Raw genomic sequence first — 17,252 nt, 5'->3', positions numbered from 1 at the left:
TTTCCTCCGGATTTCACAGCTCGCCCACAGGGAATACGGGGGCGGTTTCGGCCAGGTGGTCAGGTGGTCAGGCGCGCTTCGACGCGAGTTCGATGACCGTGATGCCCGACGGGGCGCCCACCCGGGCGGGATCTGACCGCCGACGGCTTCAAGCCCTCCCGTTGCCCCTCGCCGCGGTGCGCCGCCGGAACGCGCTCGGCCCGCTGCGTCGCCCAGGCGCCTGACAGCGCTTGTCGCAACCCCCTCCTCAGCGGATCTTTCCACCCGTACGGCACCTGACCTGCGAACCAGTCCGGCCGGCCGGTGGCGGAAGAGGCTGGCTCGCATGCCGTGCCCGGCGGGCATGTGGCGCCTTCGGCTGCTTCGATGGTGGAAGGTGTGAGGGGAGACGCTCGTGTCCGTGGCCGGGTCGTTGTCGCCGGAGAGCGTGACCGAGCTGACCCGGGCGCTGGACCTGAGCGGGGTGTTCGCCAACGGCACGCTCGGCGGGGTGCCGGCCCGGTCCAGCCGTCTGGATCTGTTCGGCTTCCTGGTCATCGGCATCGTCTCCGGGCTGGGCGGCGGAATCCTCCGCGACACCCTGCTGCAGCACGGCACGCCCGTCGCCCTGACCGACTACACCTGTCTCGCGGTCGCCACCGCCGGCACCCTGCTGGCCTTCGTAGCCGACCTGAGCCGCCCCACGTCCAGCTGGGCCTTCAACCTCCTGGATGCCTCGGCGCTGAGCGTCTGGGCGGTCGCGGGGGCGCAGAAGACGCTCGCTGTCGGCCTGGGCTGGCTGCCGGCCGTGCTGCTGGGCACCATCACAGCGGTCGGCGGCGGAGCCATCCGGGACCTGTTGCTCGCGCGGACCCCTTCCGTCTTCGGCGGCACCCCGTTGTACGCGACCGTCGCGATCGTGGTGAGCGCGGTGATGGTGGTCTGCAGCCGGCTCGGCGTACCCACCGTAGGTGTGCTGGCCGGGATCACGGTCGGTATCTCGCTGCGGCTGGCCGCGTTCCACTGGGGCTGGAAGCTGCCGGGCAGCCGCGACTGGCGGCCGGGGGCGTCCAAGGGCCGGGATCCCTGACCTGAACGGGCGCTGCGATCACCCACCGGGAGGAGGAGTACAGCCATGACGCTCAAGGACTCCGCGGATGCTGTCAGCATGGGAACGTCTGGGCCGGCGAAATCTTCCAATTCCGCCGATGGGCAGTGCAGTTCTTTCCCCCGAGCTATCGACTGAAGCCGTAAAGGGACTACGGCGTGGCTTCAAACCTTCCCGTTGGCCTTTCGCGCTGCGCCCCTTCCGCCGGAGGCACGTAGCCCTGCGAACCCGCCAAGACCACACGGCCGAGTCACCGAACCGCACGATCCCTACCTGCGGCCACCACCACAACCAGCCTCCGGCGGGGGCACTCAGGCTCCGAGATCGCGTCCAGGCCGTTCGTGGCCTGTACCAGAGTTTTACGGCACCGCCAGGCCGCGGGCCGCGCCCGTGCAGTAGCTTTCCCTCGGAGGGGTGCCATGTCTTCGTGGATCATTCTGGGCTCCGGCTGCTTTGTCGTGGTCCTGGGCGTGTTGACCTTGACCGGCAGCCGGGGAATCGCAGCGTATGCGCGGTCGCCCAGGGCTGGTTGGGGTCGGATAGCGATGGGTGGCGGCGCCGTCCTGGACGGCGGAGCCAAACTCCTCGGCTTCTCTTACGGAGCGGGGATGGCTGCTTCCACCATTGCCCTGGGCCTCGTCGTGCTCAGTGCGGTGCTTCAGCTCCGGGCCGGAGTGTTCGCCAAGGCCCGTCCTGCCGGCGACACAGATTGAGCTGTGGGCTCGGCCCAGAGTCCCAGCCAGGCCTCACGGTCACTTTCCGCCCGAAGGTACGTTGCCGACATGGATGTGAAGCGGCTCGCCGCCCTCGACATGTACGGCACCCGCGGCACCAGACGCCGTCGGCGGATCGTCCTCGTCGAGTACATCGCCGGCGTGATCGTCGCGTCCGGCCTCGGCCTCTGGGTACTGCTGAATTCCTCAAGCACCGGCGGCCGTGTGTTCGGCGCTTGGCTGATCGCTGTCGGAGTGAACTACATCCCGCTGGCCAGTCACGCGATACGGCTCAGCGCGCCGGGCGGATGGGACGCAGAACTGGTCGGCGTCGACGTCCGGCGTGAGCTGGCCCGGTTCGGGATCCTCCAGCTTTGGATCGTGGTTCCGCTCGCGGTGGTGTTCTTCGCAGTCCGGGGCAAACCAGCTCGAACTGGCTGATCGGAGTGCTCCCAGAACCTACTTGGGGATGAGACCCGCGAGTCTTCTCAAGCTTGGTTCCCGGTGACGAAGAAGGCGCCGTGGCGGGCCGACAGGCCTCTGCCGAGGATGGGGCCCAGGTGGATGTCGCTCACGACGCGACCGCGATGCGATAACCGTGGGCGGCTCGGGGGAGTTCGGCGAGCGGGACGGTGACGCGTTTCACGCCGGGGCCGCGGAGTACTCCCTAGGGGGTGGGGGTGGGGTTTTCGGTGCGGGTGGGTTGCTTCAGGGGTGCTTCGGTGGGTTGTGACGGTTGCTCGCCGTCGTGGCTGGTCGCGCAGTTCACCGCGCCCCTTACGGGGCGCTCCGGTTCGGGGCGCTCCGAGGCGGGGCGCTCCGAGGCGGGGCGCTCCGTCTCGCGGCCCTTCGGGATCCGGGTCGGCAGGGGGCGTACGGCCTCCCCGTCGCCACGGCCAGGGTGAGGAGCCCGAAGGCGACGGTCAGCCTGTGCTGCCTCTTTCTATGACGTGCGGCGCAGTGCGCGTACTCCGCGCAACCCGATGCCCCCGATGACCGTCCCCAATACGAAGGACACGACGGCCAGCGTCAGGTGGACCCAGAAGTACGCCGTGGGATGGCCGTTGTCGAAGGCGAGTCCGCTGCCGTCCTTGACGAGGTTTTTGACGAAAGTGATCCAGATGAACCAAGACCACACCCCGAACGCGAGCAGGAACCAGGACACCGGGCGGCTGAGCTTCATGGGTTCAGTATCGCCGTCCGCTGTCCGGTTCCGATTCCGGGGTGGGGTGGGTGGTGGGACTTCGCGCTCCGTGCCGGGTACGTTCTCGTCCGTGCCCGCACCGAAGCCTCATGCCAGCCGATCTCTGCTGGTCGCCTCCGCCGTCCTGCTCTCCCTCTCGCTCACCGCGCCGACCGCGCTCGCCGCGCCGACGCCCTCGACGAGTCCGTCGGCCACTCCCCCGGCGAAGATGTCGACGGTCGGCGGTACCCGGCTCGGACAGCCGGGTACCCAGGTGAATCTGACCGCCGGGGTGCCGGTGCTGCCGAAGGACGTCACGGCGCGTTCCTGGATCGTCTCCGACGCCGAGTCGGGCGAGGTGCTCGCCGCGCACAACGCGCACTGGCGGCTGCCCCCGGCGAGCACCCTGAAGATGCTGTTCGCGGACACCGTGCTGCCCCGGTTCCCGAAGTCGACCCCGCACAAGGTGGTGCCGACCGACCTCGCGGGGATGGGCGCCGGCTCCAGCATGGTCGGGATAAAGGAAGGCCAGACGTACACGGTCCACGATCTGTGGCTCGGGGTGTTCCTGCGCTCCGGCAACGACGCCGTGCATGTGCTGTCCGCGATGAACGGCGGTGTCGAGCAGACCGTCAAGGACATGCAGGACCACGCCGACGAACTGCAGGCGCTGGACACGCATGTGGTGACTCCGGACGGGTACGACCAGGCCGGGCAGGTGTCGTCGGCGTACGACCTGTCGCTGTTCGCCCGTTCCGGGCTGCAGAAGAAGGACTTCCGGGAGTACTGCTCGACCGTACGGGCCAAGTTCCCGGGTGACACGACGAAGAACACCAAGGGGCAGTCGGTCCGCGGCTCCTTCGAGATCCAGAACACCAACCGGCTGCTCAGCGGTGACACCGACATCCCGGTCTACCAGGGCATCGCCGGTGTGAAGAACGGCAACACCACCAACGCCGGCGCCACCTTCACCGGGGTCGCGGAGCGGGGTGGCAGGGTGCTGCTGGTCACGGTGATGAACCCGGAGAAGAAGGAGCACAACGAGGTCTACAAGGAGACCGCCAAGCTGTTCGACTGGGGCTTCCAGGCGGCCGGCAAGGCGACTCCGGTGGGGGAGCTGGTCCCGCCCAGGGGGGCGGTGGGCTCCACTGCCCAGCCGGGGGCGAGCGCCTCCGCGTCCGGCTCCGGTTCCGGGAAGGGCGCCGGGTCGAAGCCGGTGGCCGCCTCCTCCGCGAACGGCTCCGGCGGGATCGGGGTGGCCCTGGCGATCACGGCCGGGGTGCTGGTGCTGCTCGCGGGCGCGGCCTTCCTGGTCAACCGCCGTTGGCCACTGCCGGATCTGGTGCGTCGCCGGACTCGTCCCTGATCCCTCTGCCGCTCTCCGTCGCCGTCCAGGCGGCGGAGAACAGGACGAGTCTCGACGTGAAGTTGATCCACAGCTGCAGGGCGACCGGGACGCCGAACGCGCCGTACATGCTCTTCGCGGCGACGCCCTGGATATAGCCGCTGAGCAGCAGCTTGAGGAGTTCGAAGCCGACCGCGCCGATCAGGGCCGCGACCAGCAGCCGGCGGCGCGGCGGCTCGACTCCGGGCAGCAGGGTGAGGACGTAGAGCAGGAGCAGGAAGTCGGCGGTCACGGCGACGGTGAACGCGGCGGTCCGCAGCAGCAGGGGACCCCAGCCGTGCTCGGGGAGGCCCAGCCGGTGGGAGATCCAGCCCACCGCCGCCGAGGCGATCGTGGACACGGCGAGCGTGACGAGCACGGCGCCGCCGAAGCCGACCAGGATGCCGGCGTCCTTGAGCTTGGCGAGGATCGGGTTCTCGCCCTTGTCGGACAGCTCCCACACCGCGCGCAGACAGTCCCGCATCTGGCCGACCCAGTTGATGCCGGTGAACAGCAGGACGGCACCGGCGATGAGGCCGACGGTGCCGGCGTTCTGGACCAGGGCGTTGATGTCCAGCTGGTCGGAGATGCCGGGGACCTGGTCGGCGATCTTGTTCTGCAGGTTCTGCTGCTGCGACTTGCTCAGGGTGGCGGCGGCGACCGCGGCGCCCACGGTCAGCAGCGGGAAGAGCGAGACAAAGCTGATGAAGGTCATGGCGGCGGCCAGCTGGGACCAGTTCACCCGGTCGAGCCGATCGTACGACCGCCAGGTGTGCGTGGTCATGAGCCAACCCACCAGCGGGCCGACGACGGGGAGTTTTCTCAGCCAGTCCATGATCCGACTCTGCCCTATGCGCGGAACACCAATGTGCGGGTACCCCAGAAGCGCAGAACTGTGGCCAGCGCCATGCCGACGATCGCACCGGAGACGGTGTCGGCGCGCTGTGAGGTGAGGCCGAGACCGTAGTGGCTGACGGCGAGGCAGAGCAGCTGGACCAGGGCACCGGCGAGGTTCACGGCGACGAAGACGGCGTAGGGGCGCACGCCGGTCGTGTGCGCTCGGCGGTAGGTGCCGCGTGCGTTGCCGAGGTAGGCGACCGTGCAGCCCGCCACGAAGGACAGGGACTTGGCGGTGAGCGGGTCGAGGGCGGCCGGGCCGCGCAGGCTCGTGAAGAGGGTGAGGTCGACGGCGTAGGCGAGCAGGCCGACGGCGGCGAAGCCGATCAGCTCACGCCGGTCCGTGCTCACCAGTGGGCCACCGCGAGGCCGTACATCGCCAGCCAGGCCAGGCCGATCAGGGCGAGGGCGCGGTCGCTCAGGACGACGTCCTCGGGTTCGCCTGCGGTGCCCCGGTCGGCGAAGACGGCGTAGCGCAGGATCGCCAGGATGAACGCCACCATGGACAGCTGGCGCCAGGGCAGCAGGCCGTCCGGATGCCCGGTGCCGTGTCCGGCGCCGTGTCCCTCCAGGGCCCACAGGCAGTAGGCGAGGACGGCCACCCCGGCGGCGAGCTGCCAGACGAAGCGGAGGTAGCCGGTGGTGTACTCGGTCAGCAACGCGCGCGTGGCGCCCGCCTTCCCAGCCATCTGGACGGCCTCGGAGTAGCGCTTGGCCGACACCATGAAGAGCGCGCCGAAGCCGGTGGTGATCAGGAACCAGCGGGACAGCGGGATGCCGAGGGCGACCCCGCCGATCGCCGCCCGCATCAGGAAGCCGGTGGTGACGACGACGAGGTCGACGACCAGGACGTGCTTCAGGACGACGCAGTACGCCAGTTGCATGCCCAGGTAGGCGATCAGGAGGGCCGGGACGAGCGGCGGGGTCAGCCGGGCCGCGAGCAGCGGTCCCAGGACGGCCAGGAGGCCTCCCGCGGCGTAGGCGACGGGGACCGGGACCTGTCCGGCGGCGACCGGGCGGTGGCACTTGACGGGGTGGGCGCGGTCGGCCTCCGCGTCGCGGGCGTCGTTGATCAGGTAGACGGCGGCGGCGCAGGCCGTGAACAGGACGAAGGTCAGGGTGAGGCGGAACAGCGCGTGCAGGGAGAACAGCTGGCCGGCGGCGGCCGGGGCGGCGATGACGAGGGTGTTCTTGACCCACTGCTTGGGGCGGGTGGTCCTCAGCAGGCCCTTGAGGAGACCGCCGGCGGTGATCCGTGCGGGCGCCGGTCCGTGCGGCCGGGAGGGGTGGGCGCGCTGTTCATGCAGAGTCGTTTCAGCAACCGCTTCGCCGGCCGCGTGGGCGGTCTCGGTCATGTGAGCCTCCCCGGGTACGGGGTGTCGGGCGCTCCCCCGCTCACCCAGCGCGCCCCGGCCCGCGCCACGAGCGCCCCGAGGGCCGCGCCCGCCGCCACGTCCGTGGGCCAGTGCACACCGACGACCAGCCGGGAGAGGCACATCGCGGCCGCGAGAGGAGCGACCGCGGGTGCGCCGAGCGCCCCGTAGGCGACGGCGGCGGCCGCCGCGGAGGTGGCGTGCGAGCTGGGGAAGGAGTACCGGCCCGCGGTGCGCACCAGGGGCCAGACATGCGTGGGGCGCGCCCGGCGCACGACCCGTTTGACGCCGATGCTGCCGAGGTGCGCGCCCGCGACCAGTGCCGTACCGCGCAGCCAGGCGCCGCGCCGCGTGCCGTCCACGGCGGCACCGGCGAGGCCCGCCGCGAGCCAGAGCGCACCGTGTTCACCGGCGAGGGAGAGACCGCGCGCGGCCGACGCGACGCGTGGATCGGCACCGCAGGCGAGCAGCGCGGAGAGGATCCGGTGGTCCATGTCGTCCATTGGACTCACTGTTCACCTTCGCCCCGCCAAAGCAGCGACCATATTGAGCGACATTCCGATAATCACCCGTTTCGGGGAGTCAGGCGATCCCTCGCAGCCAATGGCGCGAATTACCCATACCGGGCGTTACGGTCGCCGTATGTCTGGAGACACCGTGTCCGTCACCGGCTGGGGCCGCACCGCCCCCACCGCAGCCCGCCTGATCCGGCCCCGGACCTACCAGGAGGCGGCGGACGCGATCCGGAACTGCGGGGCGCGCGGCGGTATCGCGCGGGGCCTGGGACGCGCGTACGGGGACGCGGCGCAGAACGCCGGCGGAGCCGTGCTCGACATGACGGGCCTCGACCGCATCCACGCCATCGACGCGGACGGCGGCACCGTGCTGTGCGACGCCGGGGTCTCGTTGCACCGCCTGATGGAGGTGCTGCTGCCGCTCGGCTGGTTCGTCCCGGTGACCCCGGGGACCCGGCAGGTGACGGTGGGCGGCGCGATCGGCGCCGACATCCACGGCAAGAACCACCATGTCTCGGGATCCTTCTCCCGTCATGTGCTGTCCTTCGAACTCCTCACCGCCGACGGCCAGGTCCGCACGGTGAGCCGCGGCACCCCGCTGTTCGACGCGACGGCCGGCGGCATGGGTCTGACCGGAGTGATCCTCACGGCGACCGTCCGCCTCCTCCCCGTCGAGACGTCGTACATGTCCGTCGACACCGAACGCGCCGCCGACCTCGACGATCTGATGGCCCGTCTCACCGCCACCGACCACCGCTACCGCTACTCGGTCGCCTGGATCGACCTGCTGGCGCGCGGGGCGGCGACCGGACGCGCGGTGCTCACCCGGGGCGACCACGCGCCCCTGCAGGCGCTCGGCAGGGAAACGCGCGCCGGGCGCGCACCCCTTGCCTTCCGTCCCCGACAGCTTCCGGCCGCTCCCGCCTTCGTCCCCGGGGGTCTCCTCGGCCGTACCACCGTCGGCCTCTTCAACGAGCTCTGGTACCGCAAGGCGCCCCGCACGCGTACGGGCCAGCTCCAGGGCATCTCCGCGTTCTTCCACCCCCTGGACGGCGTCCCGCACTGGAACCGCGTCTACGGCCGCGCCGGCTTCGTCCAGTACCAGTTCGTCGTCGGACACGGCCGGGAGGACGTCCTGCGCCGGATCGTGGCCCGTATCTCCGAGCACCGCTGCCCGTCCTTCCTGGCCGTCCTCAAACGCTTCGGCGACGCCGACCCCGGCTGGCTCTCCTTCCCCGTGCCCGGCTGGACCCTCGCCCTCGACATCCCGGCCGCCCTGCCCGGCCTCGCCGCCTTCCTGGACGAACTGGACGAGGAGGTGGCGGTCGCCGGCGGCCGTGTCTACCTCGCCAAGGACTCCCGGCTGCGCCCCGAGCTGCTCGCCGCGATGTACCCACGGCTCACCGAATTCCGCTCCCTGCGCGCGGAGTTGGACCCGAGCGGGGTGTTCGTCTCCGACCTGTCCCGCCGTCTCGGTCTCTAGTCTTCCCCCAGCCCTCAGGAGTTGCCGTGAAGGACGCCTTCGGAATGCCCCAGTCCCTGCTCGTCCTCGGCGGTACGTCCGAGATCGCGCTGGCCACCGCACGCCGGCTGATCGCCCGCCGCACCCGCACGGTCTGGCTGGCGGGCCGCCCCTCCCCCGCGCTCGACAAGGCCGCCGAGCGGCTGCGCGACCTCGGGCCCGATGTCCACACCGTCGCCTTCGACGCCCTCGACCCCGAGTCCCACGAGGCGGCCCTCGGCAAGATCTTCGCCAACGGCGACATCGACATGGTCCTGCTCGCCTTCGGCATCCTCGGCGACCAGGCCACGGACGAACGCGAGCCGGTGAACGCCGTGCGCGTCGCGCAGACCAACTACACCGGCGCCGTCTCGGCGGGCCTGGTCAGCGCACGGGCCCTGCAGGCACAGGGCCACGGCTCACTGGTGGTCCTGTCCTCGGTCGCCGGCGAACGGGCGAGGCGCTCCAACTTCATCTACGGCTCCAGCAAGGCGGGCCTCGACGCCTTCGCCCAGGGCCTGGGCGACGCGCTGCACGGGACGGGCGTGCATGTGATGGTCGTACGGCCCGGGTTCGTCCGCTCGAAGATGACGGCGGGGCTGGCGGAAGCACCCCTGGCCACGACACCGGAGGCGGTGGCGACGGCGATCGAGGCGGGCCTGCGCAGGCGCTCGGAGGTGGTGTGGGTGCCGGGCACGCTGCGCGTGGTGATGTCGGCACTACGGCACGCGCCGCGGTCGGTGTTCCGCCGGTTGCCCATTTGATGGGGCGACTGGGACGCGCCCCTTCAGGGGCGCTGGGGTCCCCCCGGCCGAAGGCTGGGGGAGGAACTGCGCGACCAGCCCCCACCGGCCCGCGGACTACCGACCGGCGATGCTCTCCTGCTCCACATGCCCCGCCTGAGGCGGAACGACAGAGCCCCCGAAGGCGTACTCACGCAGCTGCCGCCACACGCCGTCGAGCCCCTGCTCGTACAGCGCGAACCCCATACAAGGCCACTCCGCCTCGAAGTCCGCCAGCTCGGCGAACGCCCGGTCCATGGCGGCCTCGTCGATCCCATGGGCGACGGTCACATGCGGGTGGTACGGGAACTGCAGCTCACGGTCGAGCGGCCCGGACTCGTCCCGGACCCGCGACTGGAGCCATGCACAGTCGTCCGCGCCCCGAGCCACCCGGACATAGACGACAGGCGAGAGCGGCCGGAACGTGCCCGTACCGCTCAGCCGCATCGGAAACGGCCGGCCCACCGCGGCGACCTCGCCCAGATGGGCTTCCACGGCGGCCAGCGCCTCCGCGTCGATCTCCGTCGGCGGCAACAAGGTCACGTGTGTCGGAATGCCATGGGCCGCGGCGTCGCCGAAGCCCGCGCGCCGCTCCTGGAGCAGGCTGCCGTGAGGCTCCGGGACCGCGATCGACACGCCGATCGTTACGGTCCCCACGTCATCTCCCGTCGGTCGTGTTGGTCGGTCGTGACAGTCGGACGCGTGTCGGGTTCGTACCCGGCCGTCCGTCTATCGACTGTACGGCCACGGCCGCCCTCGGGGCAGCCGTGGCCGAAGTGATGTGCAGCGCTCCCGTGCGCTCCCCGGAGCGCCCCGAGCGCCCCCGGCGCCTCGCTCGGTGCCGTCGGCGCTTCGCTCAGTGCTTGGCGGGCAGGAAGCCGACCCGGTCGTAGGCCTGGGCCAGCGTCTCCGCGGCGACGGCACGGGCCTTCTCCGCGCCCTTGGCCAGGATCGAGTCGAGCGTCTCGGGGTCGTCCAGGTACTGCTGGGTGCGCTCGCGGAACGGGGTCACGAACTCGACCATGACCTCCGCGAGGTCCGTCTTGAGCGCGCCGTACATCTTGCCCTCGTACTCCTGCTCCAGCTCGGCGATCGACTTGCCGGTGAGGGTGGAGTAGATGGTGAGGAGGTTGCTGACGCCCGGCTTGTTCTCGACGTCGTAGCGGATCACCGTGTCCGTGTCGGTGACCGCGCTCTTGACCTTCTTCGCCGTCGTCTTCGGGTCGTCGAGGAGGTTGATGAGGCCCTTCGGCGTGGACGCCGACTTGCTCATCTTGATCGACGGGTCCTGGAGGTCGTAGATCTTCGCCGTCTCCTTGAGGATGTACGGCTTCGGGATGGTGAAGGTCTCGCCGAACCGGCCGTTGAAGCGCTCGGCGAGGTCACGGGTGAGCTCGACGTGCTGGCGCTGGTCCTCGCCGACCGGGACCTCGTGGGCCTGGTAGAGCAGGATGTCGGCGACCTGGAGGATCGGGTACGTGAACAGGCCGACGGACGCACGGTCCGTGCCCTGCTTGGCCGCCTTGTCCTTGAACTGGGTCATCCGGCTGGCCTCGCCGAAGCCGGTGAGGCAGTTCATCACCCAGGCGAGCTGGGCGTGCTCGGGGACATGGCTCTGCACGAAGAGGGTGCAGCGGTCCGCGTCCAGGCCGGCGGCGAGCAGCTGGGCGGTGGCGAGCCGGGTGTTGGCGCGCAGGTCCGCGGGGTCCTGCGGGACCGTGATCGCGTGCAGGTCGACGACCATGTAGAAGGCGTCGTGGGACTCCTGGAGGGCTACCCACTGGCGGACGGCGCCGAGGTAGTTGCCCAGGTGGAACGAGCCGGCGGTGGGCTGGATGCCGGAGAGCACGCGGGGTCGGTCAGAAGCCATGCTCACCATTCTCTCAGAGGGTGAGGGGGTGGTCGGCCCTTGAGGGGTGGGGTGGTTTCGGAACGCGGGGGACTGCGGGTCGCATGTGGTTGCTCGCGCAGTTCCCCGCGCCCCTTACGGGGCCGCTGCCCCTGAGGGCGTCGATCAGCCCAGGTCGATCTCCGGGTAGAGCGGGAAGCCCGCCACCAGATCGGTCGCGCGCTGGGCGATCTCCGTCGAGACCTTCTCGTCCAGGACGTGGGAGGCCTTGGACGGGGCGCCGGACTTCGTCGTGCCCGGCTCGGTGGCGGTGAGGACGCGGTCGATGAGGCCCGCGACCTCGTCCATCTCCGCCGTGCCCAGGCCACGGGTGGTGAGCGCCGGGGTGCCGATGCGGATGCCGGAGGTGTACCAGGCGCCGTTCGGGTCGGCCGGGATCGCGTTGCGGTTGGTCACGATGCCGGAGTCGAGGAGAGCGGTCTCGGCCTGGCGGCCGGTGAGGCCGTAGGACGTCTCGACGTCGATCAGGTTGAGGTGGTTGTCCGTGCCGCCGGTCACCAGCGTGGCGCCCCGGCGCATCAGGCCCTCGGCCAGCGCGCGCGAGTTGTCGACGATGCGCTGGGCGTAGTCCTGGAAGGCGGGCTGCCGGGCCTCGGCCAGGGCGACGGCCTTGGCGGCCATGACGTGCGGGAGCGGGCCGCCGAGGACCATCGGGCAGCCGCGGTCGACCTGGTCCTTGAGGGAGTCGTCGCACAGGACCATGCCGCCGCGCGGGCCGCGCAGCGACTTGTGGGTGGTCGTGGTCACGATCTGGGCGTGCGGGACCGGGTCGAAGTCGCCGGTCAGGACCTTGCCGGCGACCAGGCCCGCGAAGTGCGCCATGTCGACCATCAGGGTCGCGCCGACCTCGTCGGCGATCTCGCGCATGATCCGGAAGTTCACCAGCCGGGGGTACGCCGAGTAGCCCGCGACGATGATCAGCGGCTTGAAGTCACGCGCCTGGGCACGCAGCGCGTCGTAGTCGATCAGGCCGGTGGCCGGGTCGGTGCCGTAGGAGCGCTGGTCGAACATCTTGCCGGAGATGTTCGGGCGGAAGCCGTGGGTGAGGTGGCCGCCCGCGTCCAGGGACATGCCGAGCATCCGCTGGTTGCCGAAGGCCTGCCGCAGCTCGGCCCAGTCGGCCTCGGAGAGGTCGTTGACCTGGCGGGCGCCGGTCTTCTCCAGGAAGGGGACCTCGACGCGGTCGGCGAGTACGGCCCAGAAGGCGACCAGGTTGGCGTCGATGCCGGAGTGCGGCTGGACGTAGGCGTGCCGGGCGCCGAACAGCTCGCGGGCGTGCTCGGCGGCGAGGCCCTCGACGGTGTCGACGTTGCGGCAGCCGGCGTAGAAGCGGCGGCCGATGGTGCCCTCGGCGTACTTGTCGCTGAACCAGTTGCCCATCGCGAGCAGGGTCGCCGGGGAGGCGTAGTTCTCGGAGGCGATCAGCTTGAGCATCTCGCGCTGGTCGGCGACCTCCTGGCCGATGGCGTCGGCGACCCGCGGCTCGACCGCGCGGATCACATCGAGGGCCGCGCGGTACGCGGTGGACTCGGTGGACAGGGGCGCAGAGTTGTCTGACATTCGGGACCTCCGGACATGGCGTTCGGCATTCACGGTTCGGCCCAGGCGCACGGCACTCGATCACGACGCGGGCCGCTCCCCGATGGTCGGTCCCATCCCAGCGCGCCAGTCACGGCCCGCTGGTCACATTACCGGCCACGCCGGGCCCGGGGGCCGTGGCGTCCACCAGTCGGGCACGGACAGACGGTAATAAAGGGATCATCTCGCCGCGTTCTCTGGAGTCGCCGTGACCACTGCCGAAGCCCTCATCGCCGCCGCCGACGCGCACAGCGCGCACAACTACCACCCGCTGCCGGTGGTGATCGCCACGGCCGACGGCGCGTGGATGACGGACGTCGAGGGACGCCGGTACCTGGACTTCCTCGCCGGGTACTCGGCGCTGAACTTCGGGCACGGCCACCCCCGCCTGGTCGCGGCGGCGAAGGCCCAGCTGGAGCGGGTGACGCTGACGTCCCGGGCCTTCCACCACGACCGGTTCGCCGCGTTCTGCACGGAGCTGGCGGAGCTGTGCGGGATGGAGATGGTGCTGCCGATGAACACGGGGGTGGAGGCGGTGGAGACCGCTGTGAAGACCGCCCGGAAGTGGGGGTACCGAATCAAGGGGGTGCCCGGTGAGATGGCGAAGGTGGTGGTCGCCGGCGGGAACTTCCACGGGCGTACGACGACCGTGATCAGTTTCTCGACGGATCCGGAGGCGCGGGCGGACTTCGGGCCGTACACGCCGGGCTTCGAGATCGTGCCGTACGGGGACCTGACGGCGATGCGGGCGGCGCTGACCGAGAACACGGTCGCCGTGCTGCTGGAGCCGATCCAGGGCGAGTCGGGGGTGATCGTGCCGCCGGCCGGTTATCTGCCGGCGGTGCGGGAGCTGACGCGCGAGCGGAACGTGCTGTTCGTCGCCGACGAGATCCAGTCGGGGCTGGGGCGGACCGGGCGGACGTTCGCGTGCGAGCACGAGGGGGTCGTACCGGATGTGTACGTCCTCGGGAAGGCGCTGGGGGGTGGGGTGCTGCCGGTGTCCGCGGTCGTGTCGAGCGCCGATGTGCTGGGGGTGTTCCGGCCCGGGGAGCACGGGTCCACGTTCGGCGGGAATCCGCTGGCCTGTGCGGTGGCTCTTGAGGTGATCGCGATGCTGCGGACCGGGGAGTTCCAGGAGCGGGCTGCCGAGCTGGGGGAGCTGCTGCACCGGCGGCTGGCGGAGATCGCGGGGAGTGGACGGGTGACGGCCGTACGGGGGCGGGGGCTGTGGGCGGGGGTGGATGTGGATCCGGGGGTGGGGTCCGGGCGGGTCGTTTCGGAGCGGTTGATGGAGCGGGGCGTGCTGGTGAAGGACACGCATGGGTCGACCGTGCGGATCGCTCCGCCGTTGGTGGTGGAGGAGGACGACTTGGAGTGGGGGATCGAGCAGTTGTGGGGGGTTTTGAGCGCCTGATGGGGAGGGCCGAGCCGAGGGTGGGCGACTGCGGGTTCGTTGTGGCTGGTCGCGCAGTTCCTCCCCCAGCCTTCGGCCGGGGGTACCCCCAGCGCCCCTGTCGGGGCGCTAAAGGATCACGTGGGGCAAGAAGCGGGCGTAGTCGTCTGTCACCAAACCCGCCGACTCGCGGATTCCCAGGCCTGCGGGCTCATCGCCCACCACCCATGCGCCCAGCACCACCCGGTTGCCGTCGAAGTCGGGCAGGGGGGCCAACTGCTGGTAGCAGCACGGCTCTTCGCGTATCACCGGGGCATGGCCGGGCTCGTGTACGACCACGCCCGCGCCCTCCCGGCCCAGCAGCGGCTTGCTGACGTAGCCGCCCGTGGCCGCCAGCTCCCTCGGGCCGTCCAGGTACGCCGGGAGCAGGTTCGGGTGGTCCGGGTACAGCTCCCAGAGGACGGCGAGGAGGGCCTTGTTGCTGAGCAGCATCTTCCAGGCGGGCTCGATCCACATCGTCGCGCCCGTGCCGCCACCGTTGTCCAGGGTGGCGAGGGCGTGGTCCGCGAAGGCGTCGGTCGTGAGCCATTCCCACGGGTAGAGCTTGAAGCAGGCACGGATGAAGCGGAGCCGGTTGTCGACGAAGCGGCCGGAGAGCGTGTCCCAGCCGATCTCCTCCATGGAGATCCAGTCGGTGTCCAGGCCCGCCTGCTCGGCGGTCTCCTTGAGGTACGCGACCGTCATCAGGTCCTCGCCGAGTTCGTCGGCGGCGGAGTGGGCGAAGTGGAGCGGGGCGCCCGGCGGGAGGAGGCGGGCCTGTGCCCGCCAGGCCTCTACGAGGCGTTCGTGGAGGCTGTTCCACTGGTCGGCGCCCGGGAAGCGGTCCGCCATCCAGAACCACTGGGCCGAGGCCGCCTCCACCAGGGAGGTGGGGGTGTCGGCGTTGTACTCCAGGAGTTTCGCCGGGCCCGTGCCGTCGTGGCGGAGGTCGAAGCGGCCGTAGAGGGAGGGGAGTTCGGCGCGGCGGTGCCATGACTCGGTGACGGCCCCGACCACGCGCGGGTCGGTGATGCCGAGGTCGGCGAAGCGGTTCTTCGCCACGATGTGGCCGGCCGCCGCCAGACACATCTCGTGCAGTTCCTCGACGGTCCGCTCCAGCGCCTCCACCTCGTCCAGGGTGAAGGCGTAGTACGCGCTCTCGTCCCAGTACGGGCGCAGGACGCCGTCGGGGTGGCGGGTGAGGGGATAGATCAGGCCCTGTTCCTCGACGGTGCGCTGCCAGTCGGGGCGGGGTTCGGTCGTATGGCGCCGCATGGGAACCGGTCAGCCGCCGGAGCTGTCGTGGCCGCCGCCGAAGCCGCCGCGGTGCACGCTGTGACCGCCGCTCGACGAACCGCCCGAGCCTCCGCCGGACTTGGTGAACGAGCCGCCCTTGACCCAGCCGCTCCGCTTCTTGCCGCCGTAGTAGTAGCCGGCGTTGACGGCGGACTTGGTGGAGGTGCAGTTCTTGTCGGAGACGACCTGGTAGCCCTTGGTGGCGCGGTAGCTGTCGCGGTCGACGCAGCGCTTGTCGGGGTCGGAGGAGCAGGCGGTCAGGGCGGCGGCCAGGAGGCCCATGCCGCCGAGGACGACCGTGCCCGAGCGCATCTGCCGACGTATGTCCGCCATGTCCGTGATCCCCCGTGCCGCCCCGTGCGATGTCCGGCGACAGTCTAGACGAGCGGTTTCGGCCAGCCCTGGATTGTCATGTACAGGTAAGAAAATCATGTGAAGCCCCCGGGGATCCTTACGGCGCCCCGAGTCGCCCGGGTACCGTCCACCCTGCCCCTGGGTGAACGATCAACTTCGAATCTACGCGCGCAGAACGATCGACGCACGACCCGCACCGCCATCCCTCTCGCATCCCCCACCGATGGAGGAATGACAGATGCCCGGCTTTGCCGCCTCACGCCGCAAACTCACCACGGCCGCAGCCGTGTTCGGCCTGCTCGCCGCCGGTGCCGCCGTCCAGGCCACCAGCGGCGCCACCCCCGCCCACGCGGCCACCAGCTACCGCGTCCTGTTCGACGACGGCCACGCCGAGGAGGCGGGCAACGCGGACTGGATCATCTCCACCAGCAAGCCGGACCCGCTCGGCGAGGACTCCTCCCCGTCCTCCGAGACGGACTGGACGGGCGCGCTGTCGTCGTGGGGCGTCGCCCTGCAGCAGACCGGCGACTACAGCCTGAAGACCGCCACCAGCGCGCTGACGTACGGCGGTTCGTCGACGACCGACCTGTCGAAGTTCGACGCGCTGGTGCTGCCCGAGCCCAACACGAAGTTCACGACCGCCGAGAAGACGGCCATCATGAACTTCGTCAAGAACGGCGGCGGGCTGTTCATGATCTCCGACCACACCGGCGCCGACCGCAACAACGACGGCTACGACGCGGTCAAGATCCTCAACGACCTGATGACCAACAACAGCGTCGACTCGTCCGACCCGTTCGGCTTCTCCGTCGACTCGCTGAACATCAGCTCCGGCTACCCGAAGGCCATCAGCGACAGCAGCAACGCCGTCCTGCACGGCTCCTTCGGCACCGTCACCAAGAGCCTGATCGCCAACGGCACGACCGCCACCCTCAAGCCCTCCGACAACTCGGACGTCAAGGGGCTGCTGTACCGCAGCGGCTACTCCGGCAACACCGGCGCCTTCTTCCTGACATCCACCTTCGGCAGCGGACGGGTCGCCTTCTGGGGCGACAGCTCCCCGATCGACGACGGCACCGGCCAGTCCGGCAACACCCTGTACGACGGCTGGAACGACAGCGGCGCCACCAACGCCGCCCTCGCCCTCAACGCCACCGCCTGGCTCGCCGGCGCCAGCTGACGCACCAGGGGTCGAGCGGGTCCGGGGTGCGCCCCGGGCCCGCTTCTTACTTTCCCCCGGGTCACCGT

Annotated in this window: 16 protein-coding genes, 2 pseudogenes and 1 riboswitch; of the genes and pseudogenes, 7 read left to right on the top strand and 11 right to left on the bottom strand. The window is 70.5% G+C overall.

All coding sequences use genetic code 11. The annotated features are described in order from the left end of the window. Positions 1–394 precede the first annotated feature (394 nt). Positions 395–1,069, top strand: a complete 675-nt coding sequence (locus ACIRR9_RS00910) for a trimeric intracellular cation channel family protein (protein WP_403746159.1) — start codon at positions 395–397, stop codon at positions 1,067–1,069. An 800-nt stretch (positions 1,070–1,869) separates the two neighbouring features. Continuing rightward, positions 1,870–2,241, top strand: coding sequence for a hypothetical protein (locus ACIRR9_RS00905; protein ID WP_403746157.1), 372 nt, complete (start codon positions 1,870–1,872; stop codon positions 2,239–2,241). 56 nt (positions 2,242–2,297) lie between these two features. On the opposite strand, the pseudogene ACIRR9_RS00900 reads toward ACIRR9_RS00905, so the two are convergent. Next, a pseudogene (locus ACIRR9_RS00900) lies at positions 2,298–2,467 on the bottom strand (metallophosphoesterase); the annotation flags it as partial. Between the two features lie 276 nt (positions 2,468–2,743). After that, positions 2,744–2,983 (bottom strand): SCO4848 family membrane protein, encoded by a 240-nt coding sequence (locus ACIRR9_RS00895; protein ID WP_123974656.1) that lies wholly within the window; start codon positions 2,981–2,983, stop codon positions 2,744–2,746. A gap of 91 nt (positions 2,984–3,074) precedes the next feature. On the opposite strand from ACIRR9_RS00895, the gene ACIRR9_RS00890 reads away from it, so the two are divergent. Further along, entirely contained in the window at positions 3,075–4,349 is a 1,275-nt protein-coding gene (locus ACIRR9_RS00890) for a D-alanyl-D-alanine carboxypeptidase family protein (protein WP_403746154.1), read from the top strand. Here ACIRR9_RS00890 and ACIRR9_RS00885 read toward each other — a convergent pair. The 4 genes from ACIRR9_RS00885 to ACIRR9_RS00870 are packed head-to-tail and all read right to left on the bottom strand — an operon-like array spanning position 4,297 to position 7,140. Further along, positions 4,297–5,202, bottom strand: a complete 906-nt coding sequence (locus ACIRR9_RS00885; protein WP_403746153.1) for a YihY/virulence factor BrkB family protein — start codon at positions 5,200–5,202, stop codon at positions 4,297–4,299. The genes ACIRR9_RS00890 and ACIRR9_RS00885 overlap by 53 nt on opposite strands. A gap of 14 nt (positions 5,203–5,216) precedes the next feature. Then, positions 5,217–5,615 carry a GtrA family protein gene (locus tag ACIRR9_RS00880; protein ID WP_403746150.1) on the bottom strand — a complete coding sequence of 133 codons (399 nt, stop codon included), beginning with the start codon at positions 5,613–5,615 and terminating at the stop codon, positions 5,217–5,219. Next, a complete protein-coding gene (locus ACIRR9_RS00875) occupies positions 5,612–6,619 on the bottom strand; it encodes a decaprenyl-phosphate phosphoribosyltransferase (protein WP_403746147.1) in 1,008 nt (335 codons plus the stop codon). Before ACIRR9_RS00875 ends, ACIRR9_RS00880 begins: the two co-directional genes overlap by 4 nt. Further along, positions 6,616–7,140: a phosphatase PAP2 family protein gene (locus tag ACIRR9_RS00870; RefSeq protein WP_403746144.1), complete on the bottom strand. Its 525-nt coding sequence runs from the start codon at positions 7,138–7,140 to the stop codon at positions 6,616–6,618. Before ACIRR9_RS00870 ends, ACIRR9_RS00875 begins: the two co-directional genes overlap by 4 nt. A 139-nt stretch (positions 7,141–7,279) precedes the next feature. Between ACIRR9_RS00870 and ACIRR9_RS00865 the strand changes: the two genes are divergently transcribed. Continuing rightward, complete coding sequence (locus tag ACIRR9_RS00865; RefSeq protein ID WP_403746142.1) at positions 7,280–8,635, top strand: FAD-binding protein; 1,356 nt, start codon at positions 7,280–7,282, stop codon at positions 8,633–8,635. Positions 8,636–8,661: 26 nt separating this feature from the next. After that, positions 8,662–9,417, top strand: a complete 756-nt coding sequence (locus tag ACIRR9_RS00860) for a decaprenylphospho-beta-D-erythro-pentofuranosid-2-ulose 2-reductase (RefSeq protein ID WP_365336647.1) — start codon at positions 8,662–8,664, stop codon at positions 9,415–9,417. Positions 9,418–9,513: 96 nt separating this feature from the next. Here ACIRR9_RS00860 and ACIRR9_RS00855 read toward each other — a convergent pair whose 3' ends face one another. The 3 genes from ACIRR9_RS00855 to ACIRR9_RS00845 all read right to left on the bottom strand — a co-directional run bounded on the left by ACIRR9_RS00855 (position 9,514) and on the right by ACIRR9_RS00845 (position 12,904). After that, positions 9,514–10,092 (bottom strand): 2'-5' RNA ligase family protein, encoded by a 579-nt coding sequence (locus ACIRR9_RS00855; protein WP_403746139.1) that lies wholly within the window; start codon positions 10,090–10,092, stop codon positions 9,514–9,516. Positions 10,093–10,291: 199 nt separating this feature from the next. Further along, positions 10,292–11,305, bottom strand: a complete 1,014-nt coding sequence (gene trpS / locus ACIRR9_RS00850) for a tryptophan--tRNA ligase (protein ID WP_123974665.1) — start codon at positions 11,303–11,305, stop codon at positions 10,292–10,294. A 144-nt stretch (positions 11,306–11,449) separates the two neighbouring features. Next, positions 11,450–12,904 carry a glycine hydroxymethyltransferase gene (locus tag ACIRR9_RS00845; RefSeq protein WP_123974666.1) on the bottom strand — a complete coding sequence of 485 codons (1,455 nt, stop codon included), beginning with the start codon at positions 12,902–12,904 and terminating at the stop codon, positions 11,450–11,452. Between the two features lie 32 nt (positions 12,905–12,936). Beyond that, positions 12,937–13,027: riboswitch (ZMP/ZTP riboswitch) on the bottom strand. A gap of 103 nt (positions 13,028–13,130) precedes the next feature. On the opposite strand from ACIRR9_RS00845, the gene rocD reads away from it, so the two are divergent. Continuing rightward, positions 13,131–14,336, top strand: a complete 1,206-nt coding sequence (rocD, locus tag ACIRR9_RS00840) for an ornithine--oxo-acid transaminase (protein WP_403746137.1) — start codon at positions 13,131–13,133, stop codon at positions 14,334–14,336. Positions 14,337–14,444: 108 nt separating this feature from the next. Here the strand turns inward: rocD and ACIRR9_RS00835 are convergent, their stop codons facing one another. Then, positions 14,445–15,629: a glutathionylspermidine synthase family protein gene (locus ACIRR9_RS00835; protein ID WP_403746134.1), complete on the bottom strand. Its 1,185-nt coding sequence runs from the start codon at positions 15,627–15,629 to the stop codon at positions 14,445–14,447. Positions 15,630–15,638: 9 nt separating this feature from the next. After that, positions 15,639–15,983: a hypothetical protein gene (locus ACIRR9_RS00830; RefSeq protein WP_316777146.1), complete on the bottom strand. Its 345-nt coding sequence runs from the start codon at positions 15,981–15,983 to the stop codon at positions 15,639–15,641. 259 nt (positions 15,984–16,242) lie between these two features. Between ACIRR9_RS00830 and ACIRR9_RS00825 the strand changes: the two are divergent. Then, positions 16,243–17,181 (top strand): annotated as a pseudogene (locus ACIRR9_RS00825) (hydrolase); the annotation flags it as partial. Positions 17,182–17,252 lie beyond the last annotated feature (71 nt).

The organism is Streptomyces sp. NPDC101234, assembly GCF_044767525.1.
Taxonomy (GTDB): Bacteria; Actinomycetota; Actinomycetes; order Streptomycetales; family Streptomycetaceae; genus Streptomyces; species Streptomyces sasae.
The sequence above is the reverse complement of the archived record's forward strand: the minus strand, read 5'-3'. Positions and strand labels throughout refer to the sequence as shown.